Consider the following 15,783-nt stretch of genomic DNA (forward strand, 5'->3'; position numbering starts at 1 on the left):
GCGGCGCGTGCCCGGCCGATCACTGCTGCCCATCCACTCGTGCGTAGGGGGGAATACCCGCCTCGCCCGCTGCCTGGCGCAGGACGTCCCTGAGCATGTCCGGAGTCAGTCGGCCCGTGAACGTGTTCCGCTGGCTGACGTGGAAACAGCCGTACAGGGTGACAGGACCCGGGCCGGATTCGCCGGGCGCGTCGGCCCCTGAGCGGGCTCCGGTCGCCTGCTCCACTTCACGCTCCAGCGTCACCCGCGCGCCATGGGCGAACCGCGGCCGTGGCTTGGGCACGCGCCACCCCGCCGCCGCGAACGCCGGCAGGGCCGCCTGCCAGCCGAACGCCCCCAGAATCACCGCCGATCGCAGCCGCGGGCCCAGCAAGTCCAGCTCCCGCACGAGCCACGGCCTGCACGTGTCCCGCTCACCGGGGGTCGGCTTGTTCTCGGGCGGTGCGCAGTGCACCGGCGACGTCACCCGCAGCCCACGCAGCGTCAGGCCGTCGTCGATGGACACCGCCAGTGGGCTCGAGGCGAGACCCAGGTCGTACATCGCCTTGTACAGGACGTCTCCGGAACGGTCGCCGGTGAACATCCGTCCCGTCCGGTTCCCTCCGTGTGCCGCGGGCGCGAGCCCGATGACGAGCAGCGAGGCGTCCGGCGGCCCGAAGCCGGGCACCGGCCGGGCCCAGTACGTCCAGTCCATGAAGGCGGCCCGCTTGACCCGGCCCACCTCCTCCCGCCACTCGACCAAGCGGGGGCAGGCGGAGCACCCCGCGATGCGGGCGTCCAACTCGTCCAGCGGGTTCATTCGGGCCCGAACAGCGCGTCGTCGGTGGAACGGGCCAGGCGTGCCTGCATGTTCCGTTCCATCATCTGCAGCGCGGCGCCGGCGAGGTCACTGTGAATGCTCGCGCAGGCGTCCTCGGCCACGACCACGTCCAGGTGCCGGATGTGAGCGTCGAGCGCCGAGTAGAGGATGCACTGCTCGGTCACCTGGCCGCAGAGGAGCACGGACTCGATGCCGCGCTGGCGGAGCAGGTACTCCAGAGGGGTGTCGTAGAAGATCGAGTGCCGGGCCTTCACCACGAAGAGCGAGTCGCTCTTGGGGCGGATCGGAGCGACCAGATCGGCATGCGGGCCGCTCAGGACGATGTCCAGGAGCTCGTCGTGGTGCGAGCGCCACTGACCGAAATTGTCGTTGGCGTAGATCACCACGACGTCCTCGGCCCGCGCACGCTCGATCAGTCTGCGGACGTTGGGCAGCACTTCCTTGACCGACCTGCGGAGAATCTCCGCATCGGGGTGGTCGTACATGTTGATCATGTCGACGACGATGAGAGCCTTCACAACCATGCTCCGAGTCCATCACGTGCCTCACCGGTAATCACGGACGCCCCGCCTGAGCGCACGGCCGTGCCTCCGTCGCGTGCTCACCCGAAGATGGCTGGCGCGGCATCCGGATCCGGCGAGATGCTCCAAGTGTCCGAGTCCGCGCGCAGCCCTGTGATCGCGTTCCCGCCTGCCTGGAGAGGGAGTTGTGATGACCGTGGTCACGTCGGAGCCGTCCCAGCCCGAAGTCCGTGCGGTTGGCACGGCCGGTAGACGGCCACGGTCAGCGGGCGACCGCTTCGATGGCGAGTCGGATCTTCAGGCGGCGACCGGTCATGCCCTTCGCCGTGGTCACGCCGAACGCGTACCGGTCGATGACGGCTGTCCCCTCGACGGACAGCCGTCGGCCGTTCCGCGCGACCGCGCCGACGCTGACGGCGACGGGCTGCGTGACGCCTCGTACCGTCAACTCCCCTTGCAGCACTGCCGTGCCCGTCTCGGATTCCGTCACCCGGCGACCGCGGAACTCGATCTCCGGATGCCTGGCCGCGTCGAGGTAGTCGGCGGAGGTGACGTGCCGGTCGCGGCGCTCCAGACCCGAGTCGAACGAGTCCGTCGTGACCGTCACATCCACTGAGGAGTCCTCGACGGGATCAGCCACGGTGATGCGGCCCCGGCTGATGCCGAAGGCGCCCCTGACCGGGAACAGGCCGAAGACCGTGCGCGTTTGGAACCGCACCGTCGAAGCCGCCGCGTCGATCTCGTACGTGCCGCTCTCCGGCACCCTTTGATCTTTCCTAGCCGCAGGAACCATGACCTCCGCGCCTCCCTCTTCCGCCGTCCGCGGTGGCTCGGCCATCCCGCGGTCACTCAACTCAGCGTGCCCGCGGAGCGAGATGCGGGGCAGATCCGGATGTCGCCGATCCCCCGGTACACATGTCATGTGTCCCGGACGGTCAGTGGCGGGTGAGTTCGCCGCTGAGCTTCTCGTGGAGCTGGGCACTCGGCCTGTTCAGGCCGATGATCTCGACCGTCTTGCCGCGCTGGGCGTACTTGGTCCCGATCGCGTCCAGGGCGGCGACGGAGGAGGCGTCCCAGATGTGGGCGGCCGTCAGATCGACGACGACCTTGTCGGGGTCGCCGGCGTAGTCGAACTGTCCGACGAGGTCATTGGCGGAGGCGAAGAACAGCGCGCCTGTGACCGAGTACGTGACCTTGCCGGCGTCTTGGTCAGTGATGGCTGTGACCTCCGCGAGGTGGGCGACGCGCTTGGCGAAGACGACCATCGCGGTGATCGATCCCGCGACCACGCCGACGGCGAGGTTGTGCGTGGCGACCACGCACGCCACGGTGACGGCCATGACCGTGATCTCACCGGCCGGCATCCGCTTCAGTGTCTTCGGTGCGATGGAGTGCCAGTCGAAGGTCGCGAAGCAGACCATCACCATCACGGCGACCAGCGCGGCCATGGGGATATCGGAGACGACGGGCCCGAAGACGATGCACAGGACCATCAGGAAGGCGCCCGCGAGGAAGGTGGACAGGCGGGTGCGGGCCCCGGACACCTTCACGTTGATCATCGTCTGGCCGATCATGGCGCAGCCGCCCATGCCGCCGAAGAAGCCGGTGACGATGTTGGCGACGCCCTGGCCGATGGACTCACGGGTCTTGGAGGAGCGGGTGTCGGTGATGTCGTCGACGAGCTTGGCGGTCATCAGGGACTCCATCAGGCCGACCAGCGCCATGGCGAGCGCGTAGGGCGCGATGGTGGCCAGGGTGTCGAGTGTGAAGGGCACGTCCGGCAGGCCGGGCACCGGCAGCGAAGAGGGCAGCTCGCCCTTGTCGCCGACGGTCGGCACGGCGATCCCGGCGGCGACCGTGATCACCGTGAGGGTCACGATGGACACGAGGGGTGCCGGGATCACCCTGGTGACCTTCGGGAAGAACACCATGAGGGCAAGACCGGCCGCGATCAGCGGGTAGACGGGCCAGGGCACGTGGTGCATCTCGGGGACCTGCGCCATGAAGATCAGGATGGCGAGGGAGTTGACGAAGCCGACCATCACGCTGCGGGGCACGAAGCGCATCAGCCTGGCGACACCGACCGCGCCGAGGACGATCTGGAAGACGCCGGCCAGGATGACGGCGGCGACCAGATAGCCGAAGCCGTGCTCGCGGTTGAGCGGGGCGATGACCAGAGCGACGGCGCCGGTCGCGGCGGAGATCATCGCGCGGCGTCCGCCGACGACCGAGATCACCACGGCCATGGTGAAAGAGGCGAACAGACCGATCGCCGGGTCGACCCCGGCGATGATGGAGAACGAGATCGCCTCGGGGATCAGCGCGAGCGCGACGACCAGACCGGCGAGCACCTCGGTGCGCCAGACCTTCGGATCGGACAGCCAGTCGGGGCGCAGGCCACGCAGCCGGGCGGCCGGGGACAGTGCGGACGTGGACAAGAGTGGTACCTGTCATGCTCGGGCAGCGCCTGGCATCACCCTGGGCGTGCGGAAGAGTGGGCCGCGAGCGCTGCTCTCAGCGGCTGCGACACGGCGGAGGTCACGGATGGCGTCCCGATCCGTGAGCGGGGCGCCGCGCGGGCCGAACCCGGCAGCCGCCGACTCTACCCTAACGTTACGGTAGAGATCGAAGGTGGCCGCCCCGGCGGCGACGAGTGACGAGGAAGGCAGGCGCGTGGGCGGCGAGCACATGCAGATCGGTGAGGTCGCCGCGCGGACCGAGCTGTCGCTGCGCACCATCCGTCATTACGAGGACACCGGCCTCGTCATCCCCTCCGCCCGCTCCCAGGGCGGATTCCGTCTGTACACCGAGGACGACGTGGCCCGTCTGATGGTCATCCGCCGCATGAAGCCGCTCGGCTTCACGCTGGACGAGATGCGCGATCTGCTCGCCACCACCGACCGCCTGGACCACGGCGAGGAACTGTCACCCGCGCGGCGCGAGGAGCTGGTGACGCGGCTGCGCGGCTTCGAGGAGGCCACGCAGCAACGGGTGCGGGATCTGCGTACGCAGTTGGCGCGGGCCGAGGAGTTCGCCGCCACGCTGCGCGCGCACCTCCCCCACGCCGAGCCTCAGTCGCCGGCGCCCTTCCCGATGTAGATCTCGGCGAACGCGGCAGCGGCGGCCGGCGAGCCGAGGATTCTGCGCAGCCGGGCGGCCGCGGTGCCCGCCTTGAACGGGATACCCGACGACGTCCCGTGGAACAGTTCCGAGAGCCACCGGGAGAACTCCTGGTACTGCCACACCCGCGGCAGGCAGGCATCCGAGTATCCGCTCAAGTCGCTGTCGTCCCCTTCCGCGCAGTAGGCGACGAGGGCATCGCCGAGCACCATGGCGTCGTGCAGTGCCAGGTTCATTCCCTTCGCGGCGATCGGGGCGACGAGGTGCGCGGCGTCGCCCGCGAGGTACAACCGCCCGTGGGACATGGGCTCCACGACGTAGTTGTGCATGTCGAGGACACGCTTCTCGATCAGGCGCCCCTCGGTGAGCGGCGGCGCCCCCGCCACCGCGAGGCGGGCGTGCAGCTCGGACCAGACACGCTCGTGCGGCCAGTTCTCGGGGTCGTCACCGGGCGGGCACTCGAGGTAGTAGCGGGTGACCTCGGGGCTCCTGGCCATGTGGGCCGCGAAGCCGCGCGGGTGGATACCGAAGACGACGCAGTCCGAGGACGGTGGCGCCTGGGCGAGGAGGGCGAGCCAGCCGATGCCGTAGTCGTGCCGGGCGATGGTGGCCCCCTCCGTCCCCAGGTAGGCGCGCGTCACGCCGCGCGCGCCGTCGCAGCCCGCGATCGCGTCGCAGTCGACGCGTAGGCGCTCACCCGTCTCCGGGTCGGTGTACGACACCGAGGGACGGTCCGTGTCGATGCCGTGCAGTTCCACGTCGCGTACGCCGAAACGGATGTCGCCGCCCGCCCGGTCGGCGTAGGCGCGCACCAGGTCCGTCACCAACAGGGGCTGGGGATAGACGAAGTGGCGATGCCCGGAGAGCTCCCCGTACGCGAAACGGTGGCGCTCCCCTGCCCATCGGAATTCGCACTCACCATGCGTCTGCGCGTGGGCGAGCAGCCGGTCGGCGAGCCCCCGCTGTTCCAGGGCGCGCACCACCCGTTCCTCGATGAAGCCCGCGCGGGGGCGCTGTTCGATGAACTCTCTGCTCTCCGTCTCCAGAACCACGCAGTCGACGGCGGCGGTACGGAGGATGTTGGCGACGGCAAGGCCCGCCGGTCCGGCTCCTACGACGACGACGCGGGTACGCCGTCGCGGCGCGGAGGGCTCGGGAGATGAGTCGGGGTTCATCCGGGAATTATGACGGGGACACGACCAGAGGACGACGCCGGACAGCCCGCATCGGATGTGGTGCGACAATCTGCCCGAGACCACGCCCGTGCCCGATCTCCGGTGCGTCGGTCTCGTTGCGGGAGGCGCCGGTCACGGACGTCCCCGGGGCAGCGGCGCCCCGGCGGACCGGCGGTGGGGAGGAATCGATGCTGGCGGAGTGGCGGTACATCGCCAAAGGCGTGCGGGTCGTTCCCGAACCCGTGGCCACGCCCTTCATCTGGACGGGAGCGTACGCGGGCGCCTTCGTGCTGGTGATGGTGCTCGATCTGCTGGGTGCGCTCGACCGTACAGGGATCGCGCTCGCGGCTCTCTCCGTGCTGGCCGCGCTGCTGGGCGTGCGGGGCCGTTTCATCGCGGCACCGGGGACGGCTCTGTTGTGCTGGATGCTCCTGAACGTCTTCGCCGCGCACCCCATCGGGGAGATCTCCTGGGCCGGGCACCGGGATCCCGAGTGGATCACGTGCCTGCTGGCCGCGGCTCTCGTCGGCACGACGGCGGGCCGCGTGCTGCACGCGCGCGCCGCGTACCGCCGCCTCGGCCCGTACGACGGGACGGGCTGACCGGCGAAATGCGTTTCCTGCGGCGCTGTGCTGGTTCTACTGTGACGCGGTGACGACTCAAGTGATCGTTCTCAACGGCGGGTCCAGCTCCGGGAAGTCCGGCATCGTACGGTGTCTGCAGGCGGTGCTGCCCGATCCATGGCTGGCCTTCGGCTGCGACACGCTGGTCGACGCGATGCCCGCGTCCATGAGGACCGCGTCGGAGGGGATCGAGTTCGGCGCGGACGGCGAGGTGATCGTAGGCCCCGCATTCCGGATGCTGGAGGCGGCGTGGGTCGAAGGGGTCGCGACGATGGCCCGCGCCGGCGCCCGGGTCATCGTCGACGAGGTCTTCCTCGGTGGTGCGGCGTCTCAGGAGCGGTGGCGCAAGTCCCTCGGTGATCTGCGGGTGTTGTGGGTCGGCGTCCGCTGTGACAGCACGGTCGCCGCCGGCCGGGAGACGGCGCGGGGCGACCGGGTGGCCGGGATGGCCGCCTCCCAGGCCGAAGTGGTCCACCACGGCGTGCTCTACGACATGGAAGTGGACACCACGCGCACCGAGTCCCTGGACTGCGCGCGAGCCATCGCCGCCCGGGTCGGCTGAGCGGCGACGCGGCGGCCCCGGCGGCTTCAGGCGCCCGTGAGCGCGGCGACGACCCGTTCGGTCATGTCCTCCCGGGCGTTCAGCGGGGTAGGGGTGTAGGTGAGCACGAAGCGACGCTGCTGATCGCGCGTGGAGAAGATCCGGGTGCGGTAGCCGTACCACTCGCCCGTCTTTCCCCAGAAGGTCACGCCGTTCACCGTGGCCTTCTGCAGACCCATGCTGTAGCGCGCCGGGCTGCCGTCCAGCATGAGCACGTCGGCGGGCGGCGGCGTGAACAGCTTCTCCATCGCGTGGGGCGGCAACAGCGCGCCTCGGAACAGTGCTTCCAGGAAGCGGGACAGATCGTCGACGGTCGAGACCAGTTCGCCCTCGCCCCAACTCGACGACGGATTGCAGACGGTGACGTCCCGCAGCGACCCGTCGGACATGCGCAGGTAACCCCGCACGTGCGAGCCGTGCAGTCGTATGTCGTCGCCCGGTATCGACGTCCGTTCGAGGCCCAGCGGACGCAGGATGCGCTCCCTGATCACATCGCCGTAACGCATCCCGCACAGACGCTCGATGAGCAGGGCGAGCAGGACGTAGTTGATGCCCCGGTACTCCTGCTTGGTGCCGGGCGGGAACTTGAGCGGTCCATGCGTGACCGTCGCCACCAGCTCCCGCGGCGTCCACCGGTCGAATCTGTGCCGGATAACCTCTTCGGGAGTACGCGGCGCGGGCATGCCCCGGTGATCGGGCAGGCCGCTGGTGTGGTTCAGAAGCTGCGCCACGGTGATGCGGGCGAAGCTCCGCGGAAGCAGACCCGGCAGACAGCGGCCGATCGCGGCATCCAGCTCCACGCGGTGCTGCGCGACCAGTTGCAGGACGACTGCCGCGATGAACACTTTGGTGACGCTGCCCGCGCGGAACGCGTCGTCCGGTTCGGCGGCACGGCCACTCGCGAGGTCGGCCACGCCCGCGGTTCCGGACCAGGAGCCCTCCGAGCCGGCGACATGTAACTGCGCGGACGTCGATGGCGGACGCGTGAGATCGGAGATGGCGGCCCGCAGCGCGGCCGGGTCGAGTGGCGGGAGCGCGGTGGCCTCGACGGCGTCGGCCGAGGCGGTGGGCCTCGCAACTGCCCGGGCCACAGCGCCCGGTGCCGTGGACAGAAGAGCCCCGGCCGCGACGGCTCCGCCGACCAGGGACCGGCGCGAGAGAGAGTGCGATGTCATGCCGCTCATCCTGTCGAAGCCGAACTCGCTCGCCATCAGGGATCTCCCTGATCCCACCCCTGATCGAACCCGGACTCCTTCTCCCTGGTGCCGCTCGATCGAAAAGAACCGCATAAGGCCGACGGGAGAACGGGAATTCAATTCGGTAGCGGCATTTCCTCAGTTCCGGAAATACCTGATGGCGCCCGGGGCATGAAGTGCCTCGGACGCCATCGGTGTCAGTGGGGCGGCGTGGTCACACCCCCGGTCGTGCCCGCGCGAGCGTCAGTGGCCCGGGCCCAGACCGCCGTAGTAACCGCCGAGCTGGTCCCGGTAGGCGGGGTCGCCCAGGTGCTTCTCCTTGTCGAACTCCGGCGCGTCCTTGATCTGGTCCTTGGTGCGTGAGACCAGGATCTTCCGCGCCTCGTGGTCGATGGCGGTGACGGTGCTCGCGGGCAGCAGCACCTCCTTGCCGAAGATCCACACTCCGGTGTCGACGACGATGTACTGGTTGGCGACCTCGTTCGAGTGCTTGTCGACCTTGCCGATGTGACCGTCCGCGGCCTCGACCTTGTAACCCGTCAGGTCGGCGTCCGGGCCGTGCCCGGCGGTGGGAGCGTAGCTCCAGATTTCGTTGCTCATCGAGAACTCCTCAATTGGTTTTCCCTGAAACGCAGGGATTCACATAGCGGGAGGAGATGATCAACCTCCAACGCATCGGGTGCCCTGCCAAAAAGACGCCAAACAGAAACTTCCGGCCGTATCACCGCGGCTGCTTCCGCCGCGGTGTCAGAGCAAGTCCCGGGGCACGGTTTCATTCCAGGTACGCGAGAAAACCCGCCTGTCGCCCTCGTAACCGTCCAGGGTGGCGTCCACCCGGAAGTTCTCCTCGTCGCAGCTGAGGACCGTGCGGGTCTCCACCCGTACGTCCCAGTCGTCTCGCCGGAAAGTCATCGTCCAGGCCGACTCACCGGTGGCGGATGTGAAGTCCTCGGCCACGGAGGTGTAGCGCTCGTAGGCCCGGCGGCCGACGTCGAGGTTGATGTCCTCGAGCCGCACCGTCCCCCGGTCCTTGACGATCTCCAGCTCCGCCGCGTAGTCGACCAGGTCACGCTTGACCTGCCAGCGCTCCTCGGGGGCGACCAGTTGGACGGGAGACCTCGGCCGGGTGCCTTCCGGCTCGTCGAAGGGCTGCTCCGGCAAGGCATCGGGCTCCTCCACCGGGCGGACCGGGAGTGTCAGGGTGCTCGATGTCTCGTACACGGTCAGGAGTACCGGCTTCGGCGGTGGCCAGGCCAGCGGCCAGTACGAGGTGGAGAGGGACAGGCGGATGCGGTGACCTGGCGGGAAGGCCTGGGCGACGCCGTTGAGCGGGATGACCGCGCGGTAGCGGCGCCCCGGTTCGAGCGGACGCGGATCGCCGTGCGCCTCGCTGCGGGTGAGGTTGAGCAGGCCGTAGCTGACCCGGGTGGCGCTGCCGTCGGGGGCCACGTCGGAGAGGCGGGCCGCGACCATGGCGACGGGTTCGCTGACGCTCAGGTCGAGTTCGACGCTGGGCGAGCCGAGGATCTCCGTGCGCTCGGTCAGCCGGTCGGTCTGGAAGACCAGCGAGCCGCCGTCCTCCTCACGCTGGTCGTAGGGCAGGTCGGGGGGCGCGTTGTAGGAGGCCCACTTCCCGCCGAACTGGCCTACGGACAGCGGCGATTGGACGGAAAGGCCCTCTTCGGGTGCAGCGGCATCGGCCGGAGCGTCGAGCTGAGCCACCGGGTCGGAGAGACCGTGGCGCGTCAGGCGCCGCACGACCGGAGTGATGTGCGGGGAGGGCCAGGACGGCTCTCCCACCCAGCGGCCCGGACGTTCCTCGTACGACGTGGAAGGCGGCACGCTGTCCTGCATCCACGTCCGCAGCATCGGCCCTTCCATGACGCCGTTGTCGACGCCCTTCAGCCAGTGGTCCCACCAGCGCACCACTTCCTGGAGATAGCCGATGGCGGGGCCCGGTTCGCCGAGGTGCGGAAACTTGTGGGACCAGGGGCCGATCAGACCCTTGCGCGGCACGTCCAGGTTTCCGAGCAGCCGTGTCACCGCGTTCGAGTAGCCGTCCGCCCAGCCGCTCGACGCGAGGACGGGACAGCGTACGGCCTGGTAGTCCTCGCAGACCGAGGCGTGCCGCCAGTAGTCGTCGCGGCGCTGGTGCTTGAGCCATTCGAGCACCCAGGGGCGGGTGCCCTCCATCCGCTCGTGCCACATGTCGCGCCACCGGTCACCGACCATGGCCGGGTCCGGCGGCATGGTGCCGTAGGCGAACATGGTGCCCGCCTCGGCGAGGTTGTCGGACAGCAGCTGGCCGCCCATGTAGTGCATGTCGTCGGCGTACCGGTCGTCGGTGAACGACGCGATGACGATGGCGCGCAGGCTCTCCGGCTGTCGTGCGGCGACCTGGAGCGCGGCGAACGCGCCCCAGGAGATCCCCATCATGCCGGTGGTGCCGTCGCACCAGGGCTGGTCGGCGAGCCAGGCCAGGATGTCCTCGGCGTCGGTCTGCTCCTGCTCCAGGTACTCGTCCTTGAGTACCCCTTCGGAGTCGCCGGTGCCGCGCAGGTCGACGCGGACGCAGGCGTAGCCGTGCCCGGCGATGTAGGGGTGGTGGATGGAGTCGCGCTCGGCGGTCAGGTCGCGCTGGCGGTAGGGAATGTACTCCAGGACCGCCGGGACGGGTTCCTGGTCGGAGGACGTCGGCCGCCAGATGCGGGCCGCGAGGCGGGTTCCGTCCGCCGCGGGGATGGTGACGTTCTCCTCTTCCTTGGTCTCGTACGGAAGGTCGCTCACATAGCGCAAGCCGGGTCGCTCCTTCGTGGTGCGGAGGTGTTCGCGATTCAGTCGTTCTTCGTGTCGCGCCCACCCGGTTCGGCCTCGTCGAAGGTGAGGCCGAGGGCAGCCACGCACTGGTCGTACTTGGTCCGGATGTCCTCCTCGCTCTCCCCGCCCGTGAAGATGTGAGCCACCTCGTAGCTGTAACTGTCCTGTTCGGATGCGTCCGACAGGCGCTGCCCCTCCTCGACCACCACGTCGACGCGCACGCCCGGGATGCGGCGCTCGATGCTCTCGATGTCCTTGCGGGAGGGCACGTTGTGGACCGTGGCGTCGGCGAACCAGCGGTAGTACCACTTGGCGGCCGTCTTGTACTGGCCCTGGCGGTAGGGCAGTTCGGGGTCCTTGCCGAGCGCGAGGCTCAGCATGCAGTGGTGGTTGGGCACCCCGTCGACGAACTCGAACATCTCCGCGTGCGACTGGGAGTGGCGCGGGTTGATCTCGAGGAGGTTGAGCGCATCGGACCGCGGATCGTAGAAGTACTCGATGCTGAAGGTCGCCGCCTCCATGCCGATCTGCCGCATGACCCGCTCCGACACGTCCCGCAGCCGCTCGATCACGGGTCCGGGGAGAGTGGAGGGGTACTGGTGGCGCAGGAAGCACGACGAGTCGGGGTACTGAATCGAGTCGATGATGCCGTAGACGGTGACCTCGCCCTCGTGGACGTAGCCCTCGACCGCGACCTGGATGCCGTTCAGCGCGCCTTCGGCCAGGCATACCTGGCCGCCCACGTCGGCCATCTCCGGGGGCAGCTCGACGCGGGCGAGTATGTCCTCGAAGGGACGCCCGATGCGCCCCATCCCCTCACGGATGCGGTCGGCCGCCTCCGTGAACTCGGTCTGATCCTTGACCCCGTATGCCAGTTCCGATGAGTACGACAGGGCCGGCTTGAGCCACATCGGGAAGTCCATGCCCTCGGGAGGCTTGGGATCGGCGCTTTCCATGTCGACCCTGCCGAACGGCGGATGCGCGTCGGTGACCCGCCGCTGTTCCAGTCGGCTCCAGTACTTGTGCTCGCACTTGACCACGGAGTCCAGACTGGTGCTGCGCGTCCCGTAGCGCTCGGCGAGGATCGGCACGAGCGTGCTGACGGGGAAGTCCCAGTAGCCGACGATCGCGTCGATGTGACCGTCGAACGCGTCGAGGATCCGCTCGGCCTCGGCGAGAAGGCCGGGGACCGACACCTCGCCGCTCTGCAGCTCGTCGACGGTGAGCAGGGGGTGAAAGACGTAGTCCTGCGCGTCCGGCACGGCGCGCAGCGTCGGCAGATTGGCCTCGTCGAGGCCGAGCACGAAAATGTTGTACGGCATGGCGCCCTTTCGATGGTTGGGTGCCACAGCTGTTCCGCTGGGTGGCAGGGATGGCCGCGTACCCACAGCACAGTGGCGCAATCCCCACCCCTCGTCCCGCATCGGCCCCGCTCGCGTGACCAGCGCCGCACGGCGGGCGCCGCACGTGTGCTTCACGGTTCGTCGGGCACCAGGGACGGACGACAGTCGCGGGAGCGAGCCCCGAGCACCCGAAGGAACCCATGAGGCCGAGGAGACACGCAGTCGGTCCGATACGTCACCGTGCGTCATCACCCGAGTGGTGGCCGGTGCCGGAACAGCGGAGGGTGGTGAGAGGGCGGAGCGAGGAGGGATTCCGCCCGGCCGGCCCCACAACGACCGGAGGTGCGTGATGATCGCCGACACGACAGCGGGTGTGACCCCGGGGCATCTGATGACCCTTCCCGGCGTCTATGCACCGCAGGACGACACGGGCCTCCTCGCACGCGCACTGTGCCGAGAGGACATCGGTCCGGGTACGGACGTACTGGACCTCGGCACCGGCAGTGGCGCTCTGGCCGTCCACGCGGCGCGGCTCGGCGCCCGGGTGACGGCGGTGGACATCGCCCGGCGTGCCGTCCTGACCGCCCGCCTCAACGCGCTGGCGGCGCGGCAGCGCGTCACCGTCCTGCGGGGCGACCTCACGGCCGCCGTTCCCGGCAGGTCCTACGACTTCGTGGCGAGCAATCCCCCGTACGTGCCCTCCCCCTCCGGCCGGCTGCCGCGGCGCGGGGCGGCCCGCTCCTGGGATGCTGGGCAGGACGGTCGGGCAGTGGTCGACCGCATCTGCGACGCGGCCCCCGAAGTGCTGCGCCCCGGAGGTGTGTTGCTCATGGTCCACTCGGCTCTGTGCGACGCCGACAAGACGCTGCGGCGTCTTACGAAGGCAGGCCTGGAGACCTCGGTGGCCGACCGCGCCCTGATCCCGCTCGGGCCGGTCCTGCGCTCCCGCCTGGACTTCCTGCGCAGCCAGGGGCTGTTGGGGGACGAGGACAAGGAAGAACTGGTGGTCATCCGTGCCGAACGCACCTGAGCCCGCACCGACCGCACGGGACCAGCGGACCCGCCGCGTCACGATCGACCCGGAGGGCCCGCTGCTCGTCGAGGGTCCTGTCGAGGTGGTCGCGGAGGACGGCAGCGTCATCGCGTCCCGGCGCTTCACCGCCGCGATCTGCACCTGCCGCCGCAGCCGGACCTACCCGTGGTGCGACACCAGTCACCGCCGCCGCGTGAGGCCCGAGGACACGGCCTCGGCAGCCACCGCGCCGGACGCCGACACCGACACCGACACCGACACCGAGGATGCCGAAAAGACGATGGGGGAGGAAAAACCCGATGCCCGTTGAGAACCAGGCCGCCTCCGACGGTGTCCGCGAGTCGCGCCGCGCGAGCCCCGCGCTGCCCGAGCCCCGCGGCGTGCTGTCCCGCCTCGTGGTCGGCACGCTGCGTTCCGGGGGGAGCCCCGGCCCGCTGCCCCTCGACACACACGACGCCGACCCCTACGGAGACGATCTGCAGCTCGCTCTCTACACGCTGTACGAGCTGCACTACCAAGGCTTCGACGGGGTCCGCGAGGATCTCGAATGGGACCCCGAGCTCCTGGGACTGCGGCGTGCGCTCGAAGGGCGCTTTCTGGGCGCCCTGCGCGCCAACTGCCGTTCCACGGACAGCGCCGAACGCGCCTTGGCGGACCTGCTGGTGGAGCCCATCGGTCACAGCGACACCAGTGTCAGCCACCACCTCCAACGCGACGGGGAACTGTGGCAGTTGAGGGAGTACGCCGCGGCGCGCTCCCTGTACCACCTCAAGGAGGCCGACCCGCACGCCTGGGTCATCCCCCGGCTGCACGGCCGCGCCAAGGCGGGCATGGTGGCCATCGAGTTCGACGAGTTCGGAGCCGGGCGGGCGGAGGACATCCATGCCCGCCTCTTCGCCGACCTCATGGCGGACCTCTCGCTGGAGACGGCGTACGGGCACTATCTCGACGCCGCTCCGGGCGAGGCGCTCGCGACGGTCAATCTGATGTCCCTGCTCGGCCTGCACCGGGCGCTGCGCGGCGCGCTGGTCGGACACTTCGCCGCCGTCGAGGTGACCTCGTCGCCGGGGTCGCGGCGGCTGGCCAAGGCCATGCGCAGGATCGGCACCGGGCGGGCGGCCGAGCGGTTCTACGACGAGCACGTGGAGGCCGACGCCGTTCATGAACAGGTGGTGCGCCGCGAGGTGATCGGTGGCCTCCTCGCGAGTGAACCCGGCCTCGAGGCGGACGTGGTCTTCGGCATCGAGGCCACGGGTTTCCTGGAGGACCGCCTGGGTGCACGACTTCTGTCCGCCTGGCGCGACGAACGCAGCGCGCTGCGCACGCCGTTGACGGCGGACTGACGGCGGACTGACGGCGGACTGACGGCGGCGGACCGACGGCGGGCCGACTGCCGCGATCACCTCCCGCGTTCGGTCGCCGCCCGACCGCGCACTCTGCCGATCTGGGTCAGCGCCTCCCGCAGGCTGGTGGGCCGCAGCGCTCCACGAACCGCCGGACCTGACCACCCGGGCCCGCCGAGCATGACCACGGGACGGCCGCGGGCGCCGCGCAGCCCCCACCGGGTGTCGGCGATGTGCCGGGCCAGCGGAACGCTCGCGGTGGAGCGGGCCTGTGCCCACAGCACGACGACGGCCGGACCGGTCCTGCGCACCGCGGCCGAGACCGCCTCGACCGGCACGGCCGCGCCGAACATGCGCTGGGGTACGCCGAGTTCACCCAGCGCCGCGCTGAGCGCCTCCAGCGGGAGTGAGTGCTGTTCACCCGGTACGCAGGCGAGGACGAGGGGCGCGTCCGCGTCCGGTGCGCTCGGCGGGGCCGGAGCCGCGGGGGCCGTGGCGCAGCGGTGCAGGGTGCGGGAGACGTGCCAGGAGAGCAGGTGCTCGACCTCCACGTAACGGTCGCCGGCCTCTTCCCACTTGCGGCCCACCGCGTGCAACGTCGGCACCATCACCTCCTGCCACGCGGTGACCAGACTGTGGCTCGCCACCGCGTCGGCCAGTAGGTCCTGCAGGGCGGGGACGTCGAGCCGTACGGCGGCGCGTGAGAGTCCACGTCGGCGGCGGAGGAACGTGTCGGGTGACGGCATCGGGACAGGGCCCGCGGGCCGTCGCTGTCGCGGCACGGCGGACTGTCCGGGCGCGGGCACGGCGCCGGCCCCGGGGTCGAGCAGCTTGAGGGCCTCGTGAGCGGCCACGGCCGGCGGCATCCCCGAGGAGGTGAGGCGGCTCATCTCCTCCACCATGGCGACGTCACGCTCGGACCAGCGGCGGTGGTGACCGGGATCGCGCCGGGCCGGGCCCAGACCGTATCTGCGGTCCCAGGTCCGCAACGTCGTCGGTGACACCCCGAGCCGTCGCGCCAGGGCACCGGTGGTGACTCCGGTGATCGCCGATTCGCTGCCCTGACCGCGGCGTTGGCCCTCGCTCATCCGGCCACGATACGACGCACAACCGATGCGGGTTGCCATGCGCCAGCGGCTGTTTCCAGGATGACCGGATCGCGGACACGGCGACGAGGCGGCTGCCCGTTTC

General features: G+C 70.0%; 16 protein-coding genes. 6 read left to right on the top strand and 10 right to left on the bottom strand.

The annotated features are described in order from the left end of the window. Window positions 1-19: 19 nt before the first annotated feature. From ACZ5WE_RS08705 to ACZ5WE_RS08720, 4 genes are all read right to left on the bottom strand, one after another. Window positions 20-799 (bottom strand): uracil-DNA glycosylase, encoded by a 780-nt coding sequence (locus ACZ5WE_RS08705; RefSeq protein ID WP_467684415.1) that lies wholly within the window; start codon window positions 797-799, stop codon window positions 20-22. Further along, window positions 796-1,344 (bottom strand): cysteine hydrolase family protein, encoded by a 549-nt coding sequence (locus tag ACZ5WE_RS08710; RefSeq protein WP_467684413.1) that lies wholly within the window; start codon window positions 1,342-1,344, stop codon window positions 796-798. Before ACZ5WE_RS08710 ends, ACZ5WE_RS08705 begins: the two co-directional genes overlap by 4 nt. A gap of 259 nt (window positions 1,345-1,603) precedes the next feature. Further along, a complete protein-coding gene (locus ACZ5WE_RS08715; protein WP_467684411.1) occupies window positions 1,604-2,104 on the bottom strand; it encodes a YceI family protein in 501 nt (166 codons plus the stop codon). Between the two features lie 172 nt (window positions 2,105-2,276). Beyond that, window positions 2,277-3,779 carry a SulP family inorganic anion transporter gene (locus ACZ5WE_RS08720; RefSeq protein WP_467684409.1) on the bottom strand — a complete coding sequence of 501 codons (1,503 nt, stop codon included), beginning with the start codon at window positions 3,777-3,779 and terminating at the stop codon, window positions 2,277-2,279. Between the two features lie 235 nt (window positions 3,780-4,014). On the opposite strand from ACZ5WE_RS08720, the gene ACZ5WE_RS08725 reads away from it, so the two are divergent. Beyond that, window positions 4,015-4,440 (top strand): MerR family transcriptional regulator, encoded by a 426-nt coding sequence (locus tag ACZ5WE_RS08725; protein ID WP_467685174.1) that lies wholly within the window; start codon window positions 4,015-4,017, stop codon window positions 4,438-4,440. Here the strand turns inward: ACZ5WE_RS08725 and ACZ5WE_RS08730 are convergent. Then, entirely contained in the window at window positions 4,413-5,636 is a 1,224-nt protein-coding gene (locus tag ACZ5WE_RS08730) for a 4-hydroxybenzoate 3-monooxygenase (protein WP_467684407.1), read from the bottom strand. The two genes, ACZ5WE_RS08725 and ACZ5WE_RS08730, sit on opposite strands and share 28 nt — an antisense overlap. Before the next feature lie 188 nt (window positions 5,637-5,824). On the opposite strand from ACZ5WE_RS08730, the gene ACZ5WE_RS08735 reads away from it, so the two are divergent. Continuing rightward, window positions 5,825-6,238, top strand: a complete 414-nt coding sequence (locus ACZ5WE_RS08735) for a hypothetical protein (RefSeq protein ID WP_467684405.1) — start codon at window positions 5,825-5,827, stop codon at window positions 6,236-6,238. Between the two features lie 49 nt (window positions 6,239-6,287). Then, window positions 6,288-6,821, top strand: a complete 534-nt coding sequence (gene cpt, locus ACZ5WE_RS08740) for a chloramphenicol phosphotransferase CPT (RefSeq protein ID WP_467684403.1) — start codon at window positions 6,288-6,290, stop codon at window positions 6,819-6,821. A gap of 26 nt (window positions 6,822-6,847) precedes the next feature. Here the strand turns inward: cpt and ACZ5WE_RS08745 are convergent, their stop codons facing one another. From ACZ5WE_RS08745 to ACZ5WE_RS08760, 4 genes are all read right to left on the bottom strand, one after another. Further along, window positions 6,848-8,035 (bottom strand): serine hydrolase domain-containing protein, encoded by a 1,188-nt coding sequence (locus ACZ5WE_RS08745; protein WP_467684401.1) that lies wholly within the window; start codon window positions 8,033-8,035, stop codon window positions 6,848-6,850. Window positions 8,036-8,299: 264 nt separating this feature from the next. Then, window positions 8,300-8,656, bottom strand: coding sequence for a PRC-barrel domain-containing protein (locus tag ACZ5WE_RS08750; protein ID WP_361839446.1), 357 nt, complete (start codon window positions 8,654-8,656; stop codon window positions 8,300-8,302). A gap of 147 nt (window positions 8,657-8,803) precedes the next feature. Continuing rightward, window positions 8,804-10,852, bottom strand: coding sequence for a CocE/NonD family hydrolase (locus ACZ5WE_RS08755; protein ID WP_467684398.1), 2,049 nt, complete (start codon window positions 10,850-10,852; stop codon window positions 8,804-8,806). Window positions 10,853-10,890: 38 nt separating this feature from the next. Beyond that, window positions 10,891-12,195 carry an ATP-grasp domain-containing protein gene (locus ACZ5WE_RS08760; protein ID WP_467684397.1) on the bottom strand — a complete coding sequence of 435 codons (1,305 nt, stop codon included), beginning with the start codon at window positions 12,193-12,195 and terminating at the stop codon, window positions 10,891-10,893. Between the two features lie 370 nt (window positions 12,196-12,565). Here ACZ5WE_RS08760 and ACZ5WE_RS08765 point away from each other — a divergent pair, with 370 nt between their 5' ends. The 3 genes from ACZ5WE_RS08765 to ACZ5WE_RS08775 are packed head-to-tail and all read left to right on the top strand — an operon-like array spanning window position 12,566 to window position 14,592. Continuing rightward, entirely contained in the window at window positions 12,566-13,246 is a 681-nt protein-coding gene (locus tag ACZ5WE_RS08765) for a HemK2/MTQ2 family protein methyltransferase (RefSeq protein ID WP_467684395.1), read from the top strand. After that, complete coding sequence (locus ACZ5WE_RS08770; RefSeq protein ID WP_467684393.1) at window positions 13,230-13,559, top strand: CDGSH iron-sulfur domain-containing protein; 330 nt, start codon at window positions 13,230-13,232, stop codon at window positions 13,557-13,559. Before ACZ5WE_RS08765 ends, ACZ5WE_RS08770 begins: the two co-directional genes overlap by 17 nt. Next, window positions 13,549-14,592, top strand: a complete 1,044-nt coding sequence (locus ACZ5WE_RS08775; RefSeq protein WP_467684391.1) for an iron-containing redox enzyme family protein — start codon at window positions 13,549-13,551, stop codon at window positions 14,590-14,592. The genes ACZ5WE_RS08770 and ACZ5WE_RS08775 overlap by 11 nt, the downstream gene beginning before the upstream one ends. Window positions 14,593-14,648: 56 nt before the next feature. Here the strand turns inward: ACZ5WE_RS08775 and ACZ5WE_RS08780 are convergent, their stop codons facing one another. Next, window positions 14,649-15,680, bottom strand: a complete 1,032-nt coding sequence (locus ACZ5WE_RS08780) for a MerR family transcriptional regulator (protein WP_467684389.1) — start codon at window positions 15,678-15,680, stop codon at window positions 14,649-14,651. Window positions 15,681-15,783: the final 103 nt, after the last annotated feature.

The sequence above is a fragment of the Streptomyces sp. NPDC033180 genome (assembly GCF_055577645.1).

Excerpts from the sequence above, each read along its gene's own strand:
- ACZ5WE_RS08775 (WP_467684391.1), top strand. The coding sequence starts at position 13,549 with ATGCCCGTTGAGAACCAGGCCGCCTCCGACGGTGTCCGCGAGTCGCGC.
- ACZ5WE_RS08745 (WP_467684401.1), bottom strand. The coding sequence starts at position 8,035 with ATGACATCGCACTCTCTCTCGCGCCGGTCCCTGGTCGGCGGAGCCGTC.
- ACZ5WE_RS08735 (WP_467684405.1), top strand. The coding sequence starts at position 5,825 with ATGCTGGCGGAGTGGCGGTACATCGCCAAAGGCGTGCGGGTCGTTCCC.
- ACZ5WE_RS08730 (WP_467684407.1), bottom strand. The coding sequence starts at position 5,636 with ATGAACCCCGACTCATCTCCCGAGCCCTCCGCGCCGCGACGGCGTACC.
- ACZ5WE_RS08760 (WP_467684397.1), bottom strand. The coding sequence starts at position 12,195 with ATGCCGTACAACATTTTCGTGCTCGGCCTCGACGAGGCCAATCTGCCG.
- ACZ5WE_RS08705 (WP_467684415.1), bottom strand. The coding sequence starts at position 799 with ATGAACCCGCTGGACGAGTTGGACGCCCGCATCGCGGGGTGCTCCGCC.
- ACZ5WE_RS08710 (WP_467684413.1), bottom strand. The coding sequence starts at position 1,344 with ATGGTTGTGAAGGCTCTCATCGTCGTCGACATGATCAACATGTACGAC.
- ACZ5WE_RS08780 (WP_467684389.1), bottom strand. The coding sequence starts at position 15,680 with ATGAGCGAGGGCCAACGCCGCGGTCAGGGCAGCGAATCGGCGATCACC.
- ACZ5WE_RS08750 (WP_361839446.1), bottom strand. The coding sequence starts at position 8,656 with ATGAGCAACGAAATCTGGAGCTACGCTCCCACCGCCGGGCACGGCCCG.
- ACZ5WE_RS08765 (WP_467684395.1), top strand. The coding sequence starts at position 12,566 with ATGATCGCCGACACGACAGCGGGTGTGACCCCGGGGCATCTGATGACC.